A 25,416-nucleotide genomic window follows, 5' to 3' on the forward strand; every position below is an offset into this window, starting at 1 on the left:
GTTGACAGTAATGCTCTTTGCCGCAAAGAAGGAATGGGGCAAAACCGTCTTAGAACTATTACATACACAACGTGCCCACTACGAATGTGTTCACGGGTAAAAACACCATATGTATCGCTTCAACTAAACAGGTACCGTACACAAAGACCACAGCCAACACCGACCAACTTCTTGGATTTATATCCAACTTTTTGGCTCGATAAACAAAAAATTGTATCGGCGTATACTACTATCATCCTACCTGGCTGATTTTGCAGAAGAAAGTTCATGGCATGCTTACTGCTTATTGCCGTGATAACTAGTATTCACTTTAGGTATTTGTGTGTCCTATAAAGTTCTTCCACTGTCGGAAGTAATGTCTCATGAATTTGGATTGATAGAGGGCAACTTCCATAATATTTCGGAAGCGGATATCGCCTCTGCTATTCCTTCACATCTTACTTTTGAACAGCTAAAGCAGCATCTCTACGAAGGCAATCTCGTACTCGTGAGTGATACGCCTCAAACTCCCGCTCTACTTAGTTACAACGACCCAATAGGTCCTAAAACTTGGAGGCTGAACTCTGAGGTTATCCCAGCATTCTCTGATGATGCCGCTAATAATTTATTAGCAAAAACGAAAATCACCAGAACAACGGGAGGATACAGCTCTTGTCTAGGGGAAACCTCGACGCTCGAACGAGTTTACACGCCGCAGCCAATCGCAACCGAAAGTGAAGAGGAAATCACCAAGGAATTTGAGTACAGCTTCGAAGTTGGCTGCTCGGATGCCACCATAAAGAAAATGGTGCACAGTGACTTTGCTTTAGCGAAAACTGAAAAAGAGAACGCGTTAACTCGCTGGGAACAAACCAATACCGAGCAAGGCACCCGCTACACAGCGTTATGTGTATTTGATGAGCCAAAGCGTTTAAATATCCACATCGCTGATGACAATCTCGGGCTGACGCCACAGGAAGCCGTCACACTAAAAAAAGTCGGCAGCCATAAAGCTGAGGAAGGTTTTATACCTGTTGTCCCTGCAGTGCGATTGGGCGAACGTTTAGGTTTGCCTACTGAAGGCTATTACTACCACTTTAATGATGGTGAACTTGTCCAAGAATACAAAATTCTTGGGGAAGAAAAATGGGCGTTTTACGCTACGCAATCGACACAAGACAAGCTCAATGACGAGCGTGGTTTTACTAAAGACCAAAGCGCTATTTTGGTGTATTGGAAATTAGCCGATCAAATCATCGAAAATCAATACATCATTTATCTTGAGCGACAAATCACGCGTGAAGAGCTCGATAATCTCAGTGAAGATTGGCTGTGTGAAAACGGGATAAAGTTGGATATCCCCGCATTGTTTAATGCGGTCAAACAGCCGGAAGAAGCGCGCTCAGAAGGTAACAACGATGAGACGCAAGCGGAACAAACCGCAGCGACGCACACCGTAACGGTAGGGGAAGACTGGCAAAGCATCGCTGAACTATATGGTATGGGAGCTAAAGCCTTGCTCTTGCTTAACCCAGTGTTTGAGGCCGACCCTCTGTCACTTGCGGTAGGTGATGAAATTATTGTTGCTGAGAAACAGCAACAACAAGCACCGGACAAAAAGAATACCTTTCCGCCGCTGCGCCCACAAACTTACAACAACATCCGCAACAGTCATTATCAGCACAGTGATCCATTGCTCGGGTTGACCAAATATAGAGCCATTAACACTGCCGATTGCATAGAAGGCGATGTGGTAATCCTCAATTTAAAAGACGCCACAAGCTCGCTCGTGTTCGCTAAATCCTGCACCAGACCAGAGGGATGTATTGAAATTGGCGACCAACAAGAGTCAATAAGTAACTTTGGTCCTTGGTCATTCTTCTTTGCACAAGCCAATGCAAACCCAGCTGCTGTCATACCCGCCATTCAAGCGACACAAGCACAAATGGCTATGGGCAGTTCCGCAGCTGTCGCCGGTTCCCCAGAGCAAATGCAGCAAACCCAAACCGCAGCGATGCAGTTAGATAAACTGGCCGGCACATTGAAAGACAAAATCGTCGAGGGCTACCGCTGGCAGGTCGAAGGTATTGGCGCTTTGTTTGCCATGCAGCAAAGCTTATTTGGCGATAACACCCAATACACAGACCAAGATTTACGCCAAGTAACCACGGCGCAAAGCCGCGTTCGTGTCCACATTACCGAGCCCCAAGATGGCGAGTTTTATCCGCACGTACAGGGCTATCATGTAGATGACACACGAATCCCCATCAAATATGTGAAACAAGGGAACAATGGTCAGTTGTCCGTTGCGATTGAAGAGAACGGACCAACCATATATTGGACTCCAGAAGAAAACGGTGAAGCAAGTTGGCAAACTACCCCCGATCATAGTGATGGGTTTGAAAAAGACGATATACTGGTCACGCCAATCCACTCGGATAGCGATGCGAACGTCACCGTTACGCCTGCGCCTGAAGAGAAAGACTGGCGTGATGCGATCTTGGTATTCCCTGAAAGCTCAGGCATTGCTCCGCTCTATGTAGTTTACAAAGAAAGACTGAGGGATAAGCCCGGAGTCGTTACTGGTAAGGGCGAAGATATCTTGGGTATCTGGTTAGCTGATGCGGGTAAAGATTTAGGAGCTCCAATACCGTCTCAAATTGCTGATAAGCTAAGAGGAAGTGAGTTCAGTAGCTTTGACGATTTTAGAAGAGTCTTCTGGGGCGAGATTGCCAATGATCCTACTCTATCAAGTCAATTTATACCTGCGAACCTTAAACGGATGATGGATGGCAAAGCTCCTCGAGCAAGGTTTAAGGATACCGTTGGAGGAAGACGTTCTTTCGAACTACACCATGTTGAAGAAATACAACATGGCGGTTCTGTATACGATGTTGACAACTTAAGAGTAAACACCCCCCGTAACCATATTGATATACACAAGAGTTAACGATGGAATTAAAAGACACACTGAGTGCTTATACTGAAGCTGATTTCATAAACTTAATAGATGAGATAATTGAATCAAAGGGCAGCGATGATTATCAAGATAAGTTGCTTGAACACTTCATATTAATTACGGAGCATCCGGCGGGTTCAGACTTAATTTACTACCCAGAGAACCCGGGTGAGGATACGCCTGAAGGGATAGTCAAAATAGTGAAAGATTGGCGTGCTAGTCAGGGACTTCCTTGCTTCAAAGAGTAAAAGCTAAAAGGCGTCACGATGACGCCTTTTCTCATTCCCATTCCTCAACCTGCTCTAAAAACCGCTCAAAATCCTCTTGTGTCAGAACCTTATGGCAGCTCTCGGTGAACTCAATATTTTGTCCATTGCGATTGAAGATAACGTACCAACCATCAATTGGACGCCAGAAAAAACGGTGAAGCAAGTTGGCAAACTCCCGATTCAAGTCAATTTATACCTGCTAACCTTAAACGGACGATGGGTGGCAAAGCTCCTCGAACAAGGTTTAAGGATACCGCTGGGGGAAGACGTTCTTTCTAAATGCACCATGTTGAATAAATACAACATTGTGGTTCTGTGTACGATGTTGACAACTTAAGAGCCCCCGTAATACAACATGAGGATTAACAACGAATAGCATTAGAAGAATGGATTACTTTTAGTAAGGCAAAACCCAATTAACAGGATATGAATGAGTATTTACTCTGTCTTATAATGGGGCAAAGGTGTGTTTGCCGTGATTCAGCGATATCACATCTCTGGACAGAAATGAGCGGGAGTATTAGCTCGCAAGCATCTTCTTCGGATAACTTAAATTTGGGGTAACTATCAACTAGCTTAGTAAGCTCATCACCCACATATCTAAACCTATGTGGCTGATGCGATAGAGGAGGTAACCAACTTAGGCTTTTTCAGCATTGTGCCCTACAACTGGGAGTGTAGCCCAAAACAGGGGTAGGCATTGGAAGGGTTAGCTAATAAGCTGCTCTGAAATACCTTTGAATGAGGCAAAACAGGTATCAAAGTCATGCGGCTCTGTGTTGTACACCATTGGAGCAACAAACGCGTCAAAACGTTTACGAAACTCCTCGTTGGATTCTAGCTCTTCTAATCCTAGTTTTAACTCATTGCGCGGATCATCGACAAACTCATGATGTTGATTGCCATATCGCGCCCTGTCTTCTTCCAAAACGGTATCAAACATCGGCTTTAATACGCCCATATCAATCGTATGCTCGGCGCTAATACAGTGAACATCGTAGATATGACGAACCAATGTTTCGTCATCCTTACGCTGTGGATCTCGCTTGACTGACATGGTGCGACGCAACATGGAAAGCACTTTTTCAACCAACGTCGAGTCAATAGATATACACGACATTGTGCTTACTTCGGCAGGTTGATTGTAGCTCTGCGCGACCAGCGATGAAATAGAGCGAGGCTCAACGCCCTGAAGTTCGATTGTCTCGATAAATTCCAGTTTGATATAAGGTCTTAGACACGGTGCTTGATGGTATTGTTGTGGGTACTCTATTTCGATTTCAACATAGCGATAGCTATCACGTACCGTTTTATCGCTATAATTCAGATAAGTGTGGTCAGCTAACCTCGCTATGAGGTGCTCGACTAACGCTTTGCGAGCTCTTCTCTTCGCACCAGGGCCCTTATCGAGAAACTCCTTAGTTGGAATTAATTTTATGTCGACGTCTTCAGACATTCGCAGAATCTTAATATTGGACTTGGCCAAAGCAGTTCCACCTGAAAAAACAAGCTGGTGGTGCTCACTTTCCACACCTTCCAACATGGCAAGCAGAGACACCACCCAATAGTCCTTTTCCGCGATCGACGGGTTGCCTAACTCAAGGGCATCAGATACTTCAAGAAATTGATTTTTTAGTTTTGATATACTCATTGTCGCTTGTTCAATACTCTGTTACCAACCTTAAGGCTGCGATTGAAATGCTTAGAGTCCCACTTGTACCTGATGGACGCTGGTATTTGAGTGGACTGTCCATTGATACTCTTCAATGACATAGCATCCAGCTCAAAGTCTACACCGCGCATTTTTAGGATCTCACGCATGATTGCGTCAGTACCACCGGGATTCGTAGGCATAGGTTTATTAGTTAAGCTGTTGATTGTTGACTTGGTGTATAAGCCATACCCGATTTTCATCAGCACACCTTTATCCACAAGTTTCTTCAATACACGACCAACCTGGTCATAGCTAGCATAGTTGTCGAAGTCTTTACGTTCGAACACATAGCGTCGAGAGCGCTTTATCTTTTGATAAATAAGATCAGTTGCTGTCATGACTCACCCTCCTACATAGTGCTTGACCCTAGTATACTCGAAGCCCATCGTTATTTGAAACACATACGGCATTCATTTAAGAAAAAATACGACGTGCATATTTTTAATAACAACCTATGAGTATGTTTTTACTTGATTTTTTTTCACTTACAAATTAACGACCTCATTTAAAAAAAATAAGCGACCCAATTCAAAAATAAACCTTTACATTGGTGTAAATGGCTATATAGCGCGTGACTACCGAATGAAGCTCATGTGTGCTCACTGACAGGGAGGAGTTATTGGGAGGAACTGATTGTAGTTGATATGACCGAAGCTATTCATTTGTCTGGTATACTAATTTCAACGTTTAATGCTCATGTTTATGTCGGGCGGCATGATAATGAAACTAATGAATAACTATTGGCTGCTCCTTTCAAAGAGAATGAAACCAATGGAAGTATTGATTTAGCTTAAAAGTCTTAAAGGTGAAAAGATGCAGGACTTTGATTAAGCGGCTCAGTCCGCTTTAGAAATGCTTGAGGCCAAGATTCTGGAATTGTTAGTGAAAGCAGATAAAGATGGATTATCCGAGGCCGAAAGTTTCTACTTTGAAGATTTGCTTCAAGAACGTCACGAGTTAGCAAATGAATTAGAAACCAAATAAGCGGGGAAAAGATGGCTTTGAAAACAAGCAACTAGTGATTCTGATATTTACGCAGCATTACAACATCTAATGTCATTACCTCATACTGTGACTGCAACAATGCCGCAACCTTGGGCTAAACAAACATTTTTGGAATGGTTGAAAGAATCACTCCCCAAAAAGATTCAGTACGGGGATCATTTTGATGTTGCTACTGGTGTTTACGCGCATGTAGTTCCAGTTGGTCACGGTTACTCAAAATGCCCAAATGATGATCGATACTTGATTGTTTTGTCTATTCGGTCAGGTAATACAGATTTAGACCATTTGAACGAAATTAACTGATAAAGGGAAAAAACGTGGATATACATGATTTTACAGGTTTCAAGCTTGAACTTGTTCCTAACTGCTCAGAGTCTCCAATGATCTTGAAGATTGATGGAACAGCGTCCCTTAGCATTGAATTACCATCGACAGGAGAATTTCATATTTTCCCTGCTGATGATGATTCCGATTATCACGTTGTAATGTTCAAAATGAATGGAGCGAAAAATAACCCGCCTGAAGTTAGTTTTCACGTGCTCGCGTCAGAGCTGGAAACATTCAAGAATACTACCGTTCTGCCAGTAATCAGTTAGAGAGGAAAATTCATGGCTATGAATCTAAAAAGTAAAGCAGATGATGGTTGATGTCGAGAACGCAAAGCAAGGGATGCGAGGCTACAAAACTGCCTAGAAGCTTGGGTGGCATGGCTTCGATGATTCAGGTTTGTTTCATTGTTCAGGAAACAATTGTCTATGGATTTACGCTGGTTGCATTGTGACCGTTCTTGGCTCGCTACTCAAATAGTAAAAAGTGGCAGTGAAACTAGGTAACGCTGCCAATTTAGTATGAAACTTTAATGCTCAGTATGAAGCTTTATTCTACTCACACTATTACATAAGAAAAAACCAACTAAGAATTCAACACTTACTGCCTACCAGTACTCTCTTTATAGTCAGGGAACCTTTCCTGATATCGTTTAGCAATAGAATGATTGCTATTGTTTTCTGAGACAGCCCTGCCCCCTTCTAAAAACAAAATGTGCCTCACTGGTATACGTTCTCTGAGTAATTCTTCTAGTTCACTAAAATCGAAACGTTTCCCTAATTTACATTTGCAAACCGTACGTACTAAGCTCCCCATTTTGGAAACCCTTTGCTTCTCTAGAGCAAGGGTATCAATATCATTATCACTCCAAACGTTCGGATTAGGAGGAATATCATTATGGTAGTATGCAAGATAATGGAGAATACAGGTAGAACCATTAGGATTTCGGTCACCTATAGGTGTACCATTTGGTTTGCTTGAATAAAACTGCTCCCATACAACAAATCCCTGTTTGTTAGGTACTACCTGACGGGCTATTTGAGATGAAAAGTGAGAGGTAGGTGGTTGATAATTAGGTTTCAGATAGTCCCAATTTGGCCGATCACTTTTTGCTTCAAACAAACATAGTTTCCCGACTCCCTTGTCATAATCAATCAATAAAACACAAGCATCAACGCCCCATGCTTGCTCTTCATTTGATTTCAACTTCTGTGAAAATGCAGCTGATTTTAACGGTAGCCTAGCATTAATCCTATTACGAATTTCTGCAGTTAGGACAGATGTATATTCATTTTCACTAGAAATGATACCTATACTAAAATCGGTTCGAAGATCAACATCAACTTGATTGATCAACTTTTCTATCAACTCTCTCGTTTCTCTGTCAAAAAGTGCCATTTACTTACTTCTCCTAATTTACTCATCTCGATAGAATTATGATTAGCGTCTCTTTTTAAAACGGCCTGAGCTACTTCTTTTGTTCTTTTGAAACTCTCTTGCCAGTTCAAAAATGTTTTGTGAGCAACGTCGTACAGAATGAAATGGATGGGATTCTACGAATCGTAACTTGGCTCTTGTGATGGCGACATACATTAGATTCAACTCATCTCGAATTTCGTCTTCTGTACGCTCGATTAATTTCAATTGGTCACAAAAATCATCCCCTAGCACCACCTGGTCAAACTCTAAGCCTTTCGTTCTGTGGCAAGTTCCTACGACAACTTCAGCAGCCTCAATTTTATCCACTTTAGAAAGCTTCAAGTTCTCATAAATATCAAACAAACCAGTATCATATTTAGAGACAAGTCTGAGGATTCTAGCCATATCGATGTTTTTCGTTTTTTTCGCAACTTCTACGAAATCTTCGAATGTAGTAAAATCACGCTTAAAGTCGCGTGAGCGTATTTTATCGTACTGCTCTAGCTTCAAGTAGAGTAAATCAAAGAGCTCGTTAAATGGATAGTTATTAAAACCTCCAGTCCAGTAAATGCTCTTGCCACGTTCGTCAGCTTCTATCGCGACTTCAATCGTTAATACGATCGTACGGTTGATATAGGCTATCTGGAGATTTTCATCTAAATCGTTTTCTGAAGTTAAAACAGACTCGATAATGCCATTATCGGTCCCCTTAAGCCGTTCATGAACACCAAGTTGGTTCAGAAAGGCATTGGCATATGTAGCAACCTGTTCATTGAAGCGAAATGACTGGGTTAATGAGAAAACTTCGGCTCCACTATTTTCTTGAACTTTCAGTGCATCTTCGGCACCGCGATAACGATAAATTTGTTGCGACTCATCACCACATACATAGACTCTCATATTAGTTTGAGCTTTCATAAAAGCTCTCACTGCAGGGTTAAGGTCTTGCCCCTCATCTACAAGTAGCACATCAAAATGCTCGCTCAAATCTACTTGGGCAATAGAGAAACCTTTTAGGTAACCATCGTGCGTCATGGGAACCGGACTTTCCAATAACTGCATTTCATTCCAGATTTGCTTGGCACTAGAAACTAGCTGTTCTTGAATATCCAATGATTTTTTATTTTTGGGGTTGTATGGAGCGTGTTTTTTTTCTATTTCTTGATCTTCACTACAAAAATAGTTTTCTAAAGTAACCATAGTCCCGTTTGCGATGGACCAGTCGCACCTGAGGTGCTTTCTAATCAGCCCCATGCTGAGGTTTTCTGCAAACTTGTGGCGGTAGTATTTTCCTACGAATTGATATGCTAACTGATGGCCAGTGAGTGATAGACAATTGGGAGGTAAATTAGCGGCATCTGCGATCGGACGATTATAAGTAATATAGAGCATTCTTAGCTCTGGATATGCATTCGCGAACAATCTAAATAATGTAGTTTTACCAGTTCCTGCAAGCGCTTTGATCACAGCAAGCCTAACAGGTTTGTATATGACGTTTTGTTGTTCTAACGTTGGTTTCATTTTGCCCCCAAAGCTGTTTTAATATGGTATATTGTGACAGCAAAACAAAAAGCAGTCAACTATCATATATAATAAACCCCGGAAAATATCCAGGGTTTATCAATTAGTTAGATTTCAGTTTCTAGAGATTACATTGGTGAGGTTTTTCGAGATTAGAAACCGTTAGTGGCGTTAATTCATCGCTAAAGCAATGGTACTCATCAACGAAGTTCTTTTCACACATACGGTAGGCAAAGAGCTCATTACCCACATTTGGAAGCATAAGTTTTCCATTTGTAGTGTCTGTAACTAATTCAGCACCTGCCACATCTAATGAATCAAGGCTTGAAACTTTATAAACTTCTATTTTGGTGTTATCGCTAGTGACATGATCATTTAACTTAAACTCCCCCATTGAACAAACATCAATAGAACCACCGAGAGTATCTAAGTAAAACTCTACATCACACTCACCAGCTAGTGGACTTTTTAACGCTACCCCTTCCTCTGACAACTTTCTCATTTGAAGCATTGCCTCATATGCATTCAAAACACCATAGCCGCAATATCCATTGTCACAAGAATAATTAAGAAAACCACTTCCCGCTTCACCGACCACTGGTTTGCCTGTCGATTGTTTAAGAATGGTAATGATTTCTGTAGGAGTTAAATCGGGATTTTCGTTGAGCATTAGTGCAATTGTGCCCGTTACTAGAGGTGTCGAAAGACTCGTTCCAGCCGTTTCGGTGTAGTCCAAAGCTCCATCATTATTCGAATCAACGATTGTCGGCAATGAGAGGCGGTCACCATAAGCAACAATGTCTACGTTAACATCAAAGTTAGAAAACCCAGACTTATATCCATCTAATTGGTTTGAGCCTACTCCGATCACACCGGGACAATCTTTTGGTAACCCTGTTTCATAATTAACGCCTCGATTCCCTTGCGCTGCCACAAAAGTAATCCCCTTATCTTGCGCTACTCGAATCGCGTCTTGAACGTCACCACCACACATTGTGTTCCGCAACGTTAACGACATATTTATAACATCAACTGGCTCTGAAATTAGCGGTACACCAGGAACCTCTTGTCCACTCAGCCACTTGATTGCAGCAGTTAAGTCTTCAACTTTTGCTTCACTACATTTCAGTGCTCGAGCTGCAACCAATTCAACATCAGCTACACCTTTTACGCCATCCCCTTGAGGGTTGGCACCAATTAGTGATGCAACCATATTGCCATGACCTATATCGCAGTGTTCACCACGGTCAGATATCGGTGTGTCAAAATTTGCTGTGTAACCTTCAGTTCCGATAAAACTATATCCATCAACAAAAGGAAGCTCTGGAGTATTTAAAAAGCCTCCATCTATAACACCCACACGTGTCACGTTATTGGTTTTTGCAGTATCTCTGGCCTTAGAAATACTATTCGCCCCTTTAAGTAAGTCTTGGTCTGCCCAATAGGTATTTAACTGTGACTGGTGGTAACCAGTTGAGTCTGACATCGCTAAAGGATCGACTCCTTTAAATAAGATAGGTTCTGCAATGTTCGCATGAGCATAACCTTTAAAAACTGCAGCGCTAATTAGTAGAGATAGGGTGATTTTGTTCATTCTATTTGTCCTTAAATGCTGCAATTGCCGTAAGTAGGGTCAGTTAAATTTTCAACAAACTGAAATTCAGGGTTGAACTTGAAAACTGACAGTTCAGTAAACTGACCGTAGTTCACATTACCTTTAAAGAATGAATAGCCTGTCGAAGAGGCATTGAAATCCACTGCTGGGAGTACACTCAGGCTATTCTCTTTTGCGGCAATCTTGTTCAGATGATCTATGTATTGTTTAGCGCTTGCGTTTAGTTCAGATTCAAAACTTGATAATGGATTAACAAGTAGAGTCTCTATACCACCATTATGCACCTTGCTTACTGCCAACTTGATGTCGTTTAGTTTGTCCAGGTATACCTGCTCATCAAATTCGGGTGTAAATGGGAGCTGACCATGACCCATCAATAAAAAAACCTTTTCATAAGCATGTTGGAGTGATTTTAGCTCCGAAAACTGCTTAATCTCTTCACTGTTATCGATGTACGTTGAAGCGACTTCAAGACGCTCATTAAGACTTGTGTTAACAATATCAAGGCTAAAGTTCGTAGATATTTGCTCGCTGCCATCTTCAAGTGTCAGTGTGAGGCTCAAATCACCTGAAGACTTAAGTAATTCATCTGCTGAAAGAATTAAATTCGATTTATTTACAGACCAATGAATATTTTTTTCATATTCACTTAGAGGAATTTGATTGAGAACCGACTGTGGATCTCTTACAGTAAGAGTGTAGTTATCTGATTTTGAGTTTGTTTCTAATTGGACGGTTATTGACGCCCCATTCTCCACTAGTGATTGAGTTGGATCTGTTACAGTAAGTACAAGTGACTTATCGCCACTACTGCTATTGGTGCCACCACCTTCTCCGCCACCACCACAGCCAGATAGGACTACTAAAATCGAGAGTGCTAAGTAGTTTTTCACTTCAAATCCTTTTTTTTATACGTAAATGACATAGATTAGTTTTCTAAATAAACCAGCGATTTCGCTAGTTTATTGATTGCTCTCAGATTATCCTTATCCAGATTCACGTTTTGAGCTTGCAGTTCAACTTTTGTCGTTAAGTTGAGGACTTAGAATGCTTTTTCATAAGCTTTTCTTTCAAAGCGGGCAATTTTCGCTCAGATGTCTCGTATTCGACAGCTAGTTCCAAGAGCTCATCATTACTAAATCGACTCGTTAACCCAACGATCGCTGCCAAGCCTTTTGACATGGCGCCTTTTTTTCGTGCGTTATCCACAACGCTATTACGAGTACCCAATAATGAATACACCCCTAACTTCGACATACCCAGCTTCAGGAGACGACTCTCCAGAGCATCATAATGCTTCACTTTACAGCGCTGTGACTCTGTAACGCTTAAGATAGGATTGTTTACACTCTGAGATAGAATGTGGATCTGTTGCTCTTTTGGCATTTTCAAAAGAAAATCAACGCATCGAATATGCGATTCCTTTACAGGTTCGTCGGGATTATTTTTGTACTTTTGAATCGCGACTTCATTTGAGCCAAGAAAATAAGCTAATGAGCGTACAGACTGCCCCTTTCTCCGTGATTGCAATTCATCAAAAGGTAATTTGTCTAGATTTTTCTGAAAGTCACTAAATAACATTATGCCTTTATGTTGCGGTTTTCCCGCAACATACCTTAATCTAATTAATCCGAGATAATATCTCTTCAAGAAGGACTTTGTCGTTTTCTAAGGCCTCTGTCGCTGACAATCTGCCCTGCCCAAGCTTAAGGTTTTTGTAAAGGTACCAAGTACCACGTTTGTCTATAATTCGAGCATCTAAGCCTAAATCAAGAACTTCACCGTAGTAATCGAAACCCTTACCAAACAATATTTTGGTTTCAGCTTGTTTAAATGGAGGGGCAAGTTTGTTTTTGACAACCTTAATCCTGGTTTCATTACCCATTGTACAATCGGTGACTTTATAGCTCCCCGTTCTGCGAATATCAATTCGCGTTGTAGCGTAGAACTTTAAAGCATTTCCACCTGTTGTTGTCTCAGGGTTTCCAAAACCACCAATTTTAAAACGAATTTGGTTTATGAAAATAGCCATGGTATTCGTTTTCTTTAGAATACCTGTTAGCTTCCGGCATGCTTGCGACATTAACCTCGAATGAAGGCCCATACTAGCTGCCCCCATCTCTCCTTCTAACTCCATTTTAGGACACATTGCTGCGACACTATCGATAACAATAATGTCTACTGCTCCCGATAGAGCAAGAGTTTCTGCAATAGACAGAGCTTCCTCCGCACTATTTGGCTGCGAAACATACAATTCTTCGCTATTAACGCCAATTAATTTGGCATATCCAGGATCAAGCGCATGCTCAACATCAATGAAGGCACAAATACTTTCTTTCTTTTGTGCTTCAGCAATGACTTCCAATGCCAATGTCGACTTTCCGGAGCTCTCCGGGCCAAAAACTTCATGAATACGACCTCGCGCTAACCCGCCCACTCCTAAAGCTTTATCAAGCTTAGGTGAGCCTGTAGATACGATGTCAAGATTGTTAGTTGTTGCTTCGCCCCCAAGGCTTTGCACAGCACCCTTGCCAAATTGTTTTTCAATTTGCCCTAAAGCAGCAGCAAGAGCCACGCTTTTAGGTGAAGGATTGCTGTTATTGCTAGCTATTGTAACCATAACTACCTCGCTCTGTTTTGTTATATATTATAGTTGAGCAAAGTGTTTGTCAATGGTATTTAATACCATATTAAATCATTTTATAGCTACTGTTTATTTCTGGAATGAGGTACTTCGGTAGGCATATAGGTAAGAATTGTATCCAGATTGATCAGGCTGTCATCTGGCTCCAGATTTCCGGCTTTTGACTCTATCTGACTTGCACTTGCATTATCAATTGGGCTAGGTAATAGCTGAATCCCAAGTACAATGCTAGAACACAGAAACCAAACAATGAGTATCGTCTTTTGCAAATTATCTCTACGCTTGTGCATCTCTAACCCTCCAATTTAATATCATATATTATAGATTGGTTTGTAAATTTTTCTATCTATATTCGGGCTTATATCGATATAGACGCAAAGTTGAGATATAGGGTTGCTCTTCAAACTTACTACGAGCTTTACTAGACCCCAGTCTTTTAGACTTTGGGGTAGACTCAATCGAAACCATAGAACCAATGAGTACCGTTCTCGCTGAATCCATATCGGTAGTTACAACAAATATTGGTAACGAAGCAACTCTTGAATGACTTTTCTCTCCCACTCCTGGTACATATTTAGTGATGTTCGCTTTAATACTTGTTGGACTTGGCGTCCGGTGCACAAGAAACTCCGAATCAGAAATCTCTGCAATTTTCTTAGAAACGATGTCAAAGCTATCAGAACCGTTATCAATGATTTCTTTAGCTAACTCAAGCGCTTCTTCTTTTGAGTATTTCTTTTGGTTACCCCACCCTTTTGATTCGTTATAAAAAACTATTTTTTTAGGTAGCGCCTCTTCTACCACCAGCAAGCGTTCACATTGTTTAAAGTGAACCCTTTGCATGCCTATCTCTGTTAATAATTTTCTTACATAATTCAATGCGGCAGTATTGCTTTTGCATTTACTCGAGGCCTTAGCTTCTTTTACAGCGTCTGAAAATGCCTTTTTGGCATGATTTACTTCTAGTAATTTGGGAACTACATCTTCAGGAATGAAGACCACTCCAGGTAACTGGTTTAACTCTCGTCCTGATTGGTATTCATCGTAAGTGATCGCCGTTATAGCTCTAATGACCGCTTTAATTGGTTTGATGTCAGAGGGATTGTTTAACTGAACGTTAAAGTACGTTTGCTCTAAGGAGTGAGCAAACGCATGAAGTGAGGATTCTAATGACTGAAGTTTTCGTATGACTGGCACACTGTGTAGTGACTTGGACACTCTTCTTCTCTCTCTATCATTTTGGATTGATTTGTTTCAACCCGCTTAGAGCCCCTTTGAGAATAGGTTGCCACCTTATCAAGGAAACCTCTATCGTTAAAAACAAAGTCAACATACTCTTCATACATCGGCAACCCAATTTTATTTTCCCAATATCTATAAGTAACTACTCTACCCCATGGGAAACTTTGGGTTAGTTGGGGCTCACCGAATATCTTAAATAGTTCAGTTTCAGTAGTTAACCCAGGATCAACTAAGTATGCTGGATTATTAGGGATTCTTGTACCACCAGCACCATATTCACCAGTAAAACCAAATACTGGATCAAGACTATCATTTTGAGCACAACCGAAAAGGGAGGCGCTCAACATTACAGCTAACATTAATTTCTTATTCATCATCTTTTCGTTTCGTCATGATATTGAGGGTTTGTTTTACAAAACTAAAATCAGGTACAACTGGCATAAATGCCGCTCTCATATACTGTCGAACTGTTCGATGTATTGAGAACAAGAACCGCCCAATAAAACTATCTATTTCCGATTCATTTAGTTCTTTGTATGTCACCTTAATTTGGAATATTGAGGCGACTACCACGACGCACACTACTGGAATTAACCAGTTAGGAACGAGTGTGTAGTACATATTCAACCCCCAAAAAATAGCCGCTATAACACCAAGTAATGGAAGAAGAGCAATTGCAGCAACCATAGGAAGCCTCCTGTTGTTTTATAATAGGTTACAGCATATACAACTTAAAATCCAATTCCTAAATTCATATCAGTGTCAACCTCTTGTTTAACTTTTTCGTCTACTTGTTTGCACTTGTCTTTTACTGGTCCAGAAAGCTTATTGAGAATTTCATTATTCACAGATGTATCTATAGTGAACTCATTAACTATATTACCAAGCTTGGCTTTAACAACTGCTGGTGGAGTTGGTTCAGCCCTGTCAACAGCTTCTATTTCAGTACTTATGTTAGAATGCAAAGATGGTTTACCTGTCCACGAACTTACCTCAACCTGCCTTAATATCTCAAGAAGGTCCTTGGGGTTTGCAGAGTACGGTAGGCTTAACTGACTACCTTCAAGTTTGGGTTCATTATTATTATCGAAAGTGATATTTAAGAGTTTAATGTGCCCATTGTTCGAGTACTTATGGATAAAGTCTTGTTTAGCTGCAATCTGCACCTCTGTAGATAAATTTCTACCAGCGTCTAAATTCGCTTTATAACCACGATACAGGTCAAACGACTGATGCTCATGTTCAACATAACCTGTTTTTCTAACGACCAAACCTTGATCAATTACTTTACCATCAATGAACTGGTTGAACTCTCCAGCCTTTTTAATCGCGTTTACCAGGAGCTCATCCACATTTAAAGAGGTCTCGGTAACCTTGCCTAATTTCTTGAGAACAGAGTCCCTAAACCCTTGGAGCTTGTTAACCAATGAAACCTTAATAACTGGCTGTATACGATCAATATCTCTTAGATCAATACTTTCAGCCTTCATTGCTAACCATTCTTCCGCAAGGCTACGTCTATCTAGAGGCTTGTTTTCATCAAGGTGCCCATAGTTTTGTTTTATTGTAGCCTTGTCTTCAGTGGAAATGTTTTGCCAAACAGTCTCCATAAGGTCCACATACTCGGAGTTTGTGAACATCTTCTTAAATCCCAAGTGTACCGCTTCATGTGCAATAGTCTTTCGAAGTCCTGACTCATATGCGTTATGTTCACTTTGTAGATTCACATGCATTTCACCATTGTGGGCAACCCCAGCGAGTGTAGAGCTGTAACTTTTCAGATCATTACTAAGAAAGTTCATTGAATCTATCGTTTCATGTACACGAATCTTTAAGTAAGGGTGATTAGCCTGAATCTCTTCAAGAATCTTTATTGATTTGGGGATATCCAGCTCAGGATCTACTTGGGAAGTGGGAGCAGCACCTATTGTTCTTAACGTGTCAGGATTATGTTTTATAAAAGAATGTACAGCTTGAGCTTTACCATCACGCTCGAGCTCACTGTAAAGAATAGTTTTACCTTTAAAGCCTTCCTCCCTCAGCTTCTCTATTGCCAACATTTGATCGATAATTTCAGGCTCAGTTACTGCTTCAGGTAAAATGATTGCTCGAACATCTTTTATGGTCAGTTTTTGAATGGGGTCAGCTTTCTCAGAACCTATTGGCGAAAACCTTGTAGCCTCAGCTAGCTGGTATAATTCATTCGATAAACTATCGCTCAAAGCTTCTTGCGAAACAGGTTTGTTTAGCGATAAAGATTCCACTATTCTACTGAATACATCTTCCTTTGCTTTTGATACATCAATACCTTGGTCCACCGATAACTGGGATACTATCCCTTCAAATTTTTTAATAAGGTCCGCATAATACTCAGATGTATGGTTAGTTGACCCAACAAGCTCACCATCCAGGGTCGCTTGTATTTTACTAAGGTCTTGGTTAGATAAATGTACTAATGCTGCCATCATCTGCGGAATAGTGACATTATTGGAGTTTTCAAGGAAGGCCATAGCTTCATGTTTACTTTTTAGTTCTACACTCGGCTCTAACTTGCATTCTAAGATGTTGTTTAATAACCAAGTATTGAAAGCATCCCTCTCACTGTACTCATCCAACTGCAAATTTAATTGTAATGATAGAGCTTCATGGTCTACTTCTGATTCTTTTGTATATACGTCTAGTAGTTGTTCAAGGTGGTACCTTAAGCCCATTAATTCGTTTCGCGGATCTAATTGTTTGTATAGTGTTGTTGCAGTTTCGTCTAGTAACTCAATACTTTCTTTGGAGTCATCGAGCTGCATCTCATTCATAAACGATAAAACTTGTGATTTAACGGCGCTATCAATTTTGTCATTTAATGATTCCCCTTGCTCTAACAAAAACTGTTTAAAGTCTGGTTCAACGCCCTCAAGCTTTTGAGCAGTAGTGAACTTCAAGTACTCTTCAGCAATTTCTACTAAATCTAAATTCTGAATAAATCTTGCACCGGGTAGATTCTTCTTTGGCAAGTCTGCAAATCTTCCCTGGCTATATTGATAAGCTAAAAGTACTTCTGGTCTTTTACAAAGCTCCAGAGCAGACTCTAAACCATTTTCACTAATAGCGTTTTCTAAATTTGTTGAATCAATACCTAGATTATTTAGTGCTTCGAGCATGCCGGGCCACTCTGAAAGACGCTCCATATCCACAGTGAAGTTCGATATTAATGGGTTGTTTAATTTTCCTTGGGGTGTCCAACAATCAGACTGAGTGATCGTATTTTGAAAATCTACGATTAAATCGATACCTTGATTCGATTCAATGAACTCCTGGAAGGTATTCGTTTCTACCTTAAACCCCTCTCCACTTTTGACTTTATCTAAAAGTGAACTTAGGTTTCCATTTAAACTAAAGCTCGCAATGAGAGAGTTCTCATAACCATTTTCATGAGTCACATCCCAATCTTGCTGTTTCAAATGGTGAAGGGTGTAATAGGTATTGGCCATGCCTTGAGGCACTAGTTTTAAGGTATCTACCATCTCATTTGCTAATGGATGATCAAGGCTTAACTCTTTCCCTTTAATTGAACCATTAGAAAACTCACCGTGTTCCATTAGGTTGTCTACAATACGCTCTCTATCTCGGGTAATGATATAGCTATAAACCATAATTTTAGACCTTGTTATTTATCCGCAAATGACATATTTACTATATTCCATAATCTTTATAAATTCGATTTATTTCAACTCGCGCGTGTGTTAATGTGGTATTTATACTGTGTAATTATCCTTCAGGTACAGCTCATGAAAATCTCAAATTGGCCATCACTCATTAAATGGATTATCTCTGTTGGACCAAAATCAGCCTCTACAAGTCAGCAATATATTACTTCACTGCAAAGTCGTGACCGAGACGCTTGGCGAAAACGAGTATCAAAGTTTAGCCCCAAATGTACTTTTGCTGGTGTTATTAGTGATGCAATGCACGAAAAAAGAGGCGGACTTGTAATTGGTATCGAGACTAAATGTGAAGGCAAGATAAATTTGTTGATCCCTAAAAACAAATGCAACGAAATGGATTTAGCGAAGTCGATACTATCTAATGCATCTATAGTTTCTATCACTTTCACTCCATACATTCATTTTGAGTACGGTCTAATTGGGCTAGTAGAAAGCATAAGTTCTTTATGCCACAACACAGAGAACCAAATATCAATTAAACCTAAACAATTGCCGAAAAATGCAACCTCGACCAACACTACTATCACTCAAAGTGTTCCTCGTTCCACCAATAGCTGGAACAGTTCGAGTGACGAGCAATTGATGAATTACTTGAGTCAAGATATTGGTTTGAGGCAGATAGCTTTACAGATGAACGTAACACCAAAATTCATTACAAATAGAATGCTGCAACTAAGCATAATTGACATTGACCAGTTCGCTGAAATAAAAAGGCAACTGTTAGATTTAGGGTGCTTTCAATAAATGGCTAATGCCACTTGATACCGAAGAGGATTAAACAAGTGGTAGTTTTGTAGAAATATCTATCGTAGAAGCAGCGATCAACAAGTGCTTTGCTTGGTCAAAAACCTCAGGCAAAAACACTATCAAATGAACCAAACAAAGAGGAGCACCAACTTAGTAAATGGTCTCCGAACGGAGCACGGCTTTGAATGTCATATCACGTTTGACCTTGTTTTGACTCACAGCGTTCCGGCGACGGAACGCGATTCAATTCTTGTATAGCGCCAAATGAAAAATTTATATTAGTATCCCCGATGATGATCGTTCAGGCCTTGATATATAGCACTAGCGATTAAATAACCTGTCAATCCAAATACAGACAGAGCATTAGTATGTAGTGCACCATTGAAGTAAGTAGTGATTAGAGATGAAATAAACACCACTACAAAAATTAAAAGCGCTATCTTGAAGCCCCAGTCAACAAAGAAGTCTATTGCAGGACCAAAGCTCAAAGCTAGGTTGTTATTCTCCATTACATTCTCAAGCCTTTTCACAAGCTTCTCCTAGTTTTCTTTATAGGGTTTTCGAATAGATTTTGGCGCTTTGGGTAGCCCGTTAAGCATATCTATATGAGCTTGTTTCTTACTATGCCCTAGCTCAACTTCCTCTGCAATTTGGTAGACTCTTACCTTGCTAAACCCCCACCGATTGGCTAGGTGTGCTGTAGTCCAACCTTTTCGTTTATAGCACTCAATGTATTCGTCTTTAGTCACGGTAACAAGAAACCTATCTTTGTAAAGTATGCTTAACTATATACGTTAAGCATACTTTACTCAACAACTCAAGATTTTTAGTCTTCGCGTTTCACTAATAACATACTAGAATCTGAGTATTCGTTTAGTTTGCACATAGGCCAGCTCTTAATAATTTCGTAATTTTTTCTGTTGATTTCTAAAGGTACTTCTATCATCACATCAATGAAATGTTTACTGTTATATGGAGTAGACTGCCGATGTAATACAATTTCTAACTTATCTTCGCGTGGGATTGCAGTACTTTTTACATAAACACTCGGAGACACAACAGCCTCTACCGCGGTCCGTTCTCTCAAAAATACTAGCAATTGCTCTTTAATGTCGCTCATTATTTTTTCTCTATTTATTAATAACTTAGGGTATACATTGTGTTTCTGTACACTCAGATATCTGACCATATACAGCGACAAAATCAACCTATAGATTCTGTTCGCACTGTATTTGACTTTTTTCATTAGGATTCTGTGATGAAAGCCTCAAATAAAAATGATAGCCTCAACATATCATTGATACCCATTAATTATCATTGACAGTCATCACCTGTTAATTGACAATGTGACTGTCAATTTTATGGAGAGTCACAATGTCATCAGTCACTGAATCCGTTTTGCAGAATTTGGAAAAAGCAAACGAGAGCGTAAGTCGTACCGAGTCAGAACGTCGAGCAAACATCCTTCAGCAATCGAAGGTTGTACTCGATGAACAGTTTGAAGTCAGCAAGGTCATTCTTAATCACTCAGTTCCACAAACCAAAATGAGCAAAATGTGTGGCTGGGACTCTGTCAACACGTTTAAGAAAAAGGAAGAAGATTGGGTGGAGCAAGGCTATCAACCACCTGAAATGATCCGTGGTAAGTATGCGTATTCGCCAGACTATATTCATGAAATTCTCGATTTAGCTGGTAAGCCAAAATGGTCTGATTTTAATCGTGGTACTCATATTATCAATGTACAGAACCAGAAAGGTGGTACAGGTAAGTCCATGACGACTATTAACCTGGCTCAGGCATTAGGTTTACAGCACCTTGAACGTATCCGCATTCTAATCATTGATTTAGATCCACAGGGTTCACTTAAATTGTTCGCTCAATCTAAGGAATACAAACAAAATGATCTGGACCAACTCACTGCCGTTGACATTATGACAGCGGATCTTGAGGGTAAAGATTCTCTATATCAAAATTTCGTGAATTATGGTTTAAGTCATGAGGATATTATTGATGAAGCAATCCTTAATACCTTCTTACCTAATGTTCGAATCATGCCAGCGTTTCCTGAGGATGAGCGATTTTCGTCTTTACATTGGCTCGGAGAAGAAAACCTAATTCCAAGATTAAAAGAACGAGTTATCGACCCTATTCGTAACCAATACGACTTAATCTTTATTGATACAGGACCTCAAATCAACCCGCTTACTTGGAGTGCACTGTACGCTTGTAATGGTTTGTTGGTACCAGTATCTCCAAAGGCTCTCGACTGGAGCTCCACAACTCAATTCTTGGATAATTTACCTAACCAGGTTCGAGCTTTGCCAGAAGGTTCAGAAGGTATTCGTTGGATTAAAATTGCCCGTACCAACGTCGAAGAAGAGAAAGACCGAGATACTGAGCTATCAAATCGTATCAAAGATGAGTACCGTTCCATGGTATTCAATAACTACATCATTCGCTCAAATGCTTTTGATACCGCAGCCAAAAATTATCGAACAGTACTAGATGTCGCTTCTAGCGAAGGTATTTGTATCCCTCGACAGCTACGTGACTCTAAGGACTCAGTAATTGATTTAGCAAATGAGCTTAAAGATCACTTAAAAGATATCGATTTATAAAGAGGGCACCATGTCAAGTCATAGAAGAAATGTCCAAGCTTATACACCAGGTGGTAATCGTACCTCGAAGTTATCATCAGATAGTGTTGCAATCACAACGAAAGAGGAGCAACTCCTTAACGAGGCAGCTCAAGCAGGAGTATCCGAACTAGAAATTGCGGTTGATGGCCAAGAAGTCTTGTTTCAACTGGTCGAAATTCCTTTTGATAAAATTGAAGCCGAAACATTCGTATCAGAGGATAATGTTCGAGATCAATCAATTATGTCTCGGCTGTCAGTTATAGATATTACCAACAAGATCTCTGATAAGGGTCAACTCTATCCCGGTCTTGCTATAAAACACACTGATTCACAAGGGGGTGTCACTTATGAAGTTATTGATGGCTCTCAACGCAGAAGCGGTTGTTTCTACAGTAAGCGCGGTTTTAAGATCTATGCTACAAGTCAAAATATTACACGCGAAAGTAAGCAGTCTTTATCTGAAGTAAGTAATACACATAGACCCATGTCTCTCTATGAGTTAGGTAAGCAATGGCTGAACCTCAAGAAAGAACAAGGTTTGAACAATATTCAGATTGCCACCGAGAAAGGCTATGACAAAAACTTAGTCTCAGCTGGTATAAAAGCGGCAGAGCTACCAAAATGGCTAATAGATGTCATTCCTAGTGTTCCTGATCTAGGAAGACCTTCAATAATTGAATTAGACAAGAAAATAACTAGCCTTTCTGATAAAGAAAAATCAGGCTTTGAAAATTTTTGCTCATCTTTATTAGAAGAGACAGAAAACCTAAGGCTTACAGCATTAAGCGCTAAACACGCCAACGCTCAAATCGTAAAAAAGATTCTGTCATACAGCTATGCCGAGCATGATGAGGATCAAGGGCAAGATGCATTGACAAAGCCAAAGAAACTTAAGAAGAAACTTGATAACGGCTCTGAAGTTCACGTAAAACATGACTCCTTGAAAGGTGAGTTCAGTTTCACAGTTAAAAATATAAGCGATGAGCAAAAGCAGCAGCTTGATCAGCTTTTAGGAGATTGGGGATTATCCATATAGTGTGGCGTTTATCTATCATGCTGAAAAATTGGGCATTTAACTGTTTATAGTGTCATTTTCTTTGAACTAAGCTGTAAACCTGTATATAATTCGCTTCGGAGTTAAATTGCCCCCAAGCGTTTATCTCTGTCCCCCTCTTACGCTTTTGCGTAGGAGGGGGTTCTTTTTTTCAAACCAGAAAATATACAACTCCCCCTCCCCTTATATCTTTACTTGATCAACTCCAAACTTGCGAAAATAAGCTTGTAGCCACAGAATTCTTTAGGCCAGTGTATCCTTTTACTGATATAAGTTACTCTTTTATCAACCTCAATGGCTTGTACTATTTTAAGAGAGTGATGAGAGCAAACCAATGGACTTGTATACTAATCGAACTTCAAAAAATGATTTCATTAAACATGGCATCACAGATCATATAGAAGATGGAATGGACTTATTCATTGCTTCAGCTTTTTTCACAGAGTTTGATGTTATAGATGAGGTCCTTGGAAAAGGATGTAATTTAAAAATCATTGTGCGACTTGGTTTTCCAACCTCACCATCTGCACTAGATAGATTACTAAACAATAATAAGGTTGAAGCTAGGTTCTTCACGACCAACTCATTCCATCCTAAGCTTTACATTTTTGGTGATAAGTCCATCTTGTTGGGTTCAGCGAATCTAACTCGATCCGCCATATATTCTAATCAAGAAGTTATGATTGGCATCCACCCGGAAGATCATAGATTTATAGAACTGCAAGAGTTATTCAGTGAATACTGGCGTGACGCAAAAGTGCTCAATAGAGATGCAGTCAAATGCTATCGGAGTATCTATAACAAGTACTATCATGCAAATAAACTATTAAATGACATGGAACACGATGTCATCGACACCATGGGGGATGTGAACTTCTCGAACATCAATCGCGGTAAAAAGAAAGCATCACAGAAGTCTATTTTCCAAGATACATACCAGCGTTCATATCAAGAATCAGTTAGTGCTTTTAATCGAATAGTAGAAATCTACAAAACCTTCGATAGAAAAGTTAACGGTGACTTAATACCATTAAGATTAGAAATTGACTCATTCTTCAGCTTTGTTCGCGACTTCTATGCCACTCAAGACACTTGGAAGCACCAACCTCTTGGATGGGATGAACAACAACGGTCTAAAACGGCAAAACTTATTAATGAATGGATGAATACAAAATGGGAACATTTTGAGGATCGCATTGTTCCGCATAATTATCCCCTTATAAAAAAAGTCCTCGGTTCAAAGGAAGCAATCATATCAGCTTCAATGATTGATATAGTTGAGGCACTTTGCATTCTGCACTCTTTCCATGACCGGTTTCGCTTCTACAAAGGTGGCCTCAATACATTAAAGGAGAGCTTTATGGGAAGTAATGAAGAACAGAGGGTAAAAAAGACTCTGATATACCTACTATACGGCACTGGAGACCCTGTAACACGTATGGCAAACTGCATATACGATAGTGAGTATAAGTTGAACCAATTCGGAAAATCTAATGTTCAGGAGCTAATTGGATGGATTAACAAAGAAGATTTGCCAGTCATCAACGGTAGGACAACTAAAGTACTAAGATACTTCGGCAACAAAGTTGTTCAAGTAAGTGAGTAACGAAAGTTATAGTTATTGACGCCTCACTTCTGTTGAAATGAGGCAATATGATATCCTAAAAACTACGCTACTTCTTCTACCTCTGCATCGGTCTCAATAAGTCTAATCATTTGCTCATATAAATTAGTCCGCTCAAAGTTCTCCTTTGTATATTTGCTTCGAAGATACTTCTCTACCCCTTTGACAGTTACATTTCTATCTGATGATAATGGTTGCTTAAACACTTGAGCCAGCAACTGGCAAAAGTCATGCCCATTCGCGGTCTGATATATACAATAACCAGCTTGATTTAACTCTACGTATTTATTGTATATGTCGATACAATGAGTTTGTTCTACTCTCGGACTTCTTCTGATTGCAGCTTCGATTAAGATTTGAATGTTTATTGACACATTAAAATCGTTAACCGTCACAGCTTCGCTAGTAAAGTAGTTCATACCTTTGAATCTCACATTCAAATTCAGCAACCTACAAGCGAGTTTTACAAGACCGATTTCATTACAGACGCTCATCAGATTACTCATTAATCTCTGACCAACTTCATCGATCTGCATCGGACCCAGAATATGATTTTGTGTATGTTCAGTTATAAAATCTGTGATAAATTCATCATGAAGCATCATAATTTCTGTATCATGCACGTCCGTCATAAATGTATCGTTGTAAGTCTTTTCTAGTACGTGGTCGAAGTCTGCATCGACTATACCGTAAACTTGATTAGAAATACGAGTCCTCAGCCTATCAACAGCTTCTATGACATCCGCCTTTCCACTTGCTGGAGTGCAGTAAAAGAACTCTGTATTTCTCAACACCATGTTAAACAGAGTAATATCGGAGTCGCCTTCAACAACAAATATAATCCTATTGCCTACGTGGTCAGTTTGGACCTGTAAAAGCAGAGCGCTAAATTTAGTTTCATCGCTACGTTCTCTGGTAGCATCTCTTAAACTCGACAT

23 protein-coding genes are annotated in these 25,416 nt (G+C 40.0%); 8 read left to right on the forward strand and 15 right to left on the reverse strand.

Annotation, left to right across the window (positions count from 1 at the left end):
* Window positions 1–322 precede the first annotated feature (322 nt).
* From R7Q46_RS12910 to R7Q46_RS12920, 3 genes are all read left to right on the forward strand, one after another.
* The gene (locus R7Q46_RS12910) at window positions 323–2,929 is read left to right on the forward strand and encodes an S-type pyocin domain-containing protein (protein WP_086484042.1); all 2,607 of its coding nucleotides are present in this window, start codon (window positions 323–325) and stop codon (window positions 2,927–2,929) included.
* Window positions 2,930–2,931: 2 nt separating this feature from the next.
* Entirely contained in the window at window positions 2,932–3,186 is a 255-nt protein-coding gene (locus R7Q46_RS12915) for a bacteriocin immunity protein (RefSeq protein WP_025767126.1), read from the forward strand.
* Between the two features lie 91 nt (window positions 3,187–3,277).
* Window positions 3,278–3,544: a hypothetical protein gene (locus R7Q46_RS12920; protein ID WP_025767127.1), complete on the forward strand. Its 267-nt coding sequence runs from the start codon at window positions 3,278–3,280 to the stop codon at window positions 3,542–3,544.
* Between the two features lie 372 nt (window positions 3,545–3,916).
* Here the strand turns inward: R7Q46_RS12920 and R7Q46_RS12925 are convergent, their stop codons facing one another.
* Both R7Q46_RS12925 and R7Q46_RS12930 read right to left on the reverse strand, forming a co-directional pair.
* On the reverse strand, window positions 3,917–4,852 hold the full coding sequence (locus R7Q46_RS12925) for a nucleotidyl transferase AbiEii/AbiGii toxin family protein (protein WP_025767128.1): 936 nt from the start codon (window positions 4,850–4,852) through the stop codon (window positions 3,917–3,919).
* A 2-nt stretch (window positions 4,853–4,854) separates the two neighbouring features.
* Window positions 4,855–5,259, reverse strand: coding sequence for a DUF6088 family protein (locus R7Q46_RS12930; RefSeq protein ID WP_025767129.1), 405 nt, complete (start codon window positions 5,257–5,259; stop codon window positions 4,855–4,857).
* A 984-nt stretch (window positions 5,260–6,243) separates the two neighbouring features.
* Here R7Q46_RS12930 and R7Q46_RS12935 point away from each other — a divergent pair.
* On the forward strand, window positions 6,244–6,522 hold the full coding sequence (locus R7Q46_RS12935; RefSeq protein ID WP_077284317.1) for a hypothetical protein: 279 nt from the start codon (window positions 6,244–6,246) through the stop codon (window positions 6,520–6,522).
* Window positions 6,523–6,853: 331 nt separating this feature from the next.
* On the opposite strand, the gene R7Q46_RS12940 is transcribed toward R7Q46_RS12935, so the two are convergent.
* From R7Q46_RS12940 to R7Q46_RS12985, 10 genes are all read right to left on the reverse strand, one after another.
* On the reverse strand, window positions 6,854–7,651 hold the full coding sequence (locus R7Q46_RS12940) for a hypothetical protein (RefSeq protein WP_025767132.1): 798 nt from the start codon (window positions 7,649–7,651) through the stop codon (window positions 6,854–6,856).
* A 42-nt stretch (window positions 7,652–7,693) separates the two neighbouring features.
* The gene (locus R7Q46_RS12945; RefSeq protein ID WP_025767133.1) at window positions 7,694–9,193 is read right to left on the reverse strand and encodes a UvrD-helicase domain-containing protein; all 1,500 of its coding nucleotides are present in this window, start codon (window positions 9,191–9,193) and stop codon (window positions 7,694–7,696) included.
* Between the two features lie 121 nt (window positions 9,194–9,314).
* A complete protein-coding gene (locus R7Q46_RS12950) occupies window positions 9,315–10,787 on the reverse strand; it encodes a S8 family peptidase (protein ID WP_077284319.1) in 1,473 nt (490 codons plus the stop codon).
* An 11-nt stretch (window positions 10,788–10,798) separates the two neighbouring features.
* Entirely contained in the window at window positions 10,799–11,701 is a 903-nt protein-coding gene (locus tag R7Q46_RS12955) for a hypothetical protein (protein WP_025767135.1), read from the reverse strand.
* Window positions 11,702–11,837: 136 nt separating this feature from the next.
* Window positions 11,838–12,458 carry a hypothetical protein gene (locus R7Q46_RS12960; RefSeq protein ID WP_148299822.1) on the reverse strand — a complete coding sequence of 207 codons (621 nt, stop codon included), beginning with the start codon at window positions 12,456–12,458 and terminating at the stop codon, window positions 11,838–11,840.
* Window positions 12,430–13,428 (reverse strand): recombinase RecA, encoded by a 999-nt coding sequence (gene recA / locus R7Q46_RS12965; protein WP_077284321.1) that lies wholly within the window; start codon window positions 13,426–13,428, stop codon window positions 12,430–12,432. The genes R7Q46_RS12960 and recA overlap by 29 nt, the downstream gene beginning before the upstream one ends.
* 366 nt (window positions 13,429–13,794) lie before the next feature.
* A complete protein-coding gene (locus R7Q46_RS12970; RefSeq protein ID WP_139351515.1) occupies window positions 13,795–14,670 on the reverse strand; it encodes a hypothetical protein in 876 nt (291 codons plus the stop codon).
* Window positions 14,619–15,071, reverse strand: coding sequence for a hypothetical protein (locus tag R7Q46_RS12975; RefSeq protein WP_138058892.1), 453 nt, complete (start codon window positions 15,069–15,071; stop codon window positions 14,619–14,621). Before R7Q46_RS12975 ends, R7Q46_RS12970 begins: the two co-directional genes overlap by 52 nt.
* Window positions 15,061–15,381 carry a hypothetical protein gene (locus tag R7Q46_RS12980; RefSeq protein ID WP_025633960.1) on the reverse strand — a complete coding sequence of 107 codons (321 nt, stop codon included), beginning with the start codon at window positions 15,379–15,381 and terminating at the stop codon, window positions 15,061–15,063. The genes R7Q46_RS12975 and R7Q46_RS12980 overlap by 11 nt, the downstream gene beginning before the upstream one ends.
* 44 nt (window positions 15,382–15,425) lie before the next feature.
* A complete protein-coding gene (locus R7Q46_RS12985; RefSeq protein ID WP_139351516.1) occupies window positions 15,426–18,287 on the reverse strand; it encodes a hypothetical protein in 2,862 nt (953 codons plus the stop codon).
* Window positions 18,288–18,476: 189 nt separating this feature from the next.
* On the opposite strand from R7Q46_RS12985, the gene R7Q46_RS12990 reads away from it, so the two are divergent.
* Complete coding sequence (locus R7Q46_RS12990; RefSeq protein WP_025633958.1) at window positions 18,477–19,157, forward strand: hypothetical protein; 681 nt, start codon at window positions 18,477–18,479, stop codon at window positions 19,155–19,157.
* 281 nt (window positions 19,158–19,438) lie between these two features.
* Here R7Q46_RS12990 and R7Q46_RS12995 read toward each other — a convergent pair whose 3' ends face one another.
* Window positions 19,439–19,690 (reverse strand): hypothetical protein, encoded by a 252-nt coding sequence (locus tag R7Q46_RS12995; RefSeq protein WP_025633956.1) that lies wholly within the window; start codon window positions 19,688–19,690, stop codon window positions 19,439–19,441.
* A 296-nt stretch (window positions 19,691–19,986) separates the two neighbouring features.
* Complete coding sequence (locus R7Q46_RS13000) at window positions 19,987–20,280, reverse strand: hypothetical protein (protein WP_025633953.1); 294 nt, start codon at window positions 20,278–20,280, stop codon at window positions 19,987–19,989.
* 254 nt (window positions 20,281–20,534) lie between these two features.
* On the opposite strand from R7Q46_RS13000, the gene R7Q46_RS13005 reads away from it, so the two are divergent.
* From R7Q46_RS13005 to R7Q46_RS13015, 3 genes are all read left to right on the forward strand, one after another.
* On the forward strand, window positions 20,535–21,779 hold the full coding sequence (locus tag R7Q46_RS13005; protein ID WP_025633952.1) for a ParA family protein: 1,245 nt from the start codon (window positions 20,535–20,537) through the stop codon (window positions 21,777–21,779).
* A 10-nt stretch (window positions 21,780–21,789) separates the two neighbouring features.
* Entirely contained in the window at window positions 21,790–22,836 is a 1,047-nt protein-coding gene (locus R7Q46_RS13010) for a ParB N-terminal domain-containing protein (protein WP_025633951.1), read from the forward strand.
* Between the two features lie 352 nt (window positions 22,837–23,188).
* Window positions 23,189–24,460, forward strand: a complete 1,272-nt coding sequence (locus R7Q46_RS13015; protein ID WP_077284325.1) for a phospholipase D family protein — start codon at window positions 23,189–23,191, stop codon at window positions 24,458–24,460.
* 62 nt (window positions 24,461–24,522) lie between these two features.
* Here R7Q46_RS13015 and R7Q46_RS13020 read toward each other — a convergent pair whose 3' ends face one another.
* Window positions 24,523–25,416 carry a DUF4435 domain-containing protein gene (locus R7Q46_RS13020; protein WP_077284327.1) on the reverse strand — a complete coding sequence of 298 codons (894 nt, stop codon included), beginning with the start codon at window positions 25,414–25,416 and terminating at the stop codon, window positions 24,523–24,525.

The organism is Vibrio sp. 811, from assembly GCF_033339195.1.

Bases quoted from the DNA above. Each gene is read 5' to 3' on its own strand.
- R7Q46_RS13020 (WP_077284327.1), bottom strand. From the start codon at position 25,416: ATGTCGAGTTTAAGAGATGCTACCAGAGAACGTAGCGATGAAACTAAA.
- R7Q46_RS12915 (WP_025767126.1), top strand. From the start codon at position 2,932: ATGGAATTAAAAGACACACTGAGTGCTTATACTGAAGCTGATTTCATA.
- R7Q46_RS12940 (WP_025767132.1), bottom strand. From the start codon at position 7,651: ATGGCACTTTTTGACAGAGAAACGAGAGAGTTGATAGAAAAGTTGATC.
- R7Q46_RS13015 (WP_077284325.1), top strand. From the start codon at position 23,189: ATGGACTTGTATACTAATCGAACTTCAAAAAATGATTTCATTAAACAT.
- R7Q46_RS13005 (WP_025633952.1), top strand. From the start codon at position 20,535: ATGTCATCAGTCACTGAATCCGTTTTGCAGAATTTGGAAAAAGCAAAC.
- R7Q46_RS13010 (WP_025633951.1), top strand. From the start codon at position 21,790: ATGTCAAGTCATAGAAGAAATGTCCAAGCTTATACACCAGGTGGTAAT.
- R7Q46_RS12945 (WP_025767133.1), bottom strand. From the start codon at position 9,193: ATGAAACCAACGTTAGAACAACAAAACGTCATATACAAACCTGTTAGG.
- recA (WP_077284321.1), bottom strand. From the start codon at position 13,428: ATGGTTACAATAGCTAGCAATAACAGCAATCCTTCACCTAAAAGCGTG.
- R7Q46_RS12920 (WP_025767127.1), top strand. From the start codon at position 3,278: ATGGCAGCTCTCGGTGAACTCAATATTTTGTCCATTGCGATTGAAGAT.
- R7Q46_RS12985 (WP_139351516.1), bottom strand. From the start codon at position 18,287: ATGGAACACGGTGAGTTTTCTAATGGTTCAATTAAAGGGAAAGAGTTA.
- R7Q46_RS12980 (WP_025633960.1), bottom strand. From the start codon at position 15,381: ATGGTTGCTGCAATTGCTCTTCTTCCATTACTTGGTGTTATAGCGGCT.
- R7Q46_RS12930 (WP_025767129.1), bottom strand. From the start codon at position 5,259: ATGACAGCAACTGATCTTATTTATCAAAAGATAAAGCGCTCTCGACGC.
- R7Q46_RS12950 (WP_077284319.1), bottom strand. From the start codon at position 10,787: ATGAACAAAATCACCCTATCTCTACTAATTAGCGCTGCAGTTTTTAAA.
- R7Q46_RS13000 (WP_025633953.1), bottom strand. From the start codon at position 20,280: ATGAGCGACATTAAAGAGCAATTGCTAGTATTTTTGAGAGAACGGACC.
- R7Q46_RS12990 (WP_025633958.1), top strand. From the start codon at position 18,477: ATGAAAATCTCAAATTGGCCATCACTCATTAAATGGATTATCTCTGTT.
- R7Q46_RS12975 (WP_138058892.1), bottom strand. From the start codon at position 15,071: ATGATGAATAAGAAATTAATGTTAGCTGTAATGTTGAGCGCCTCCCTT.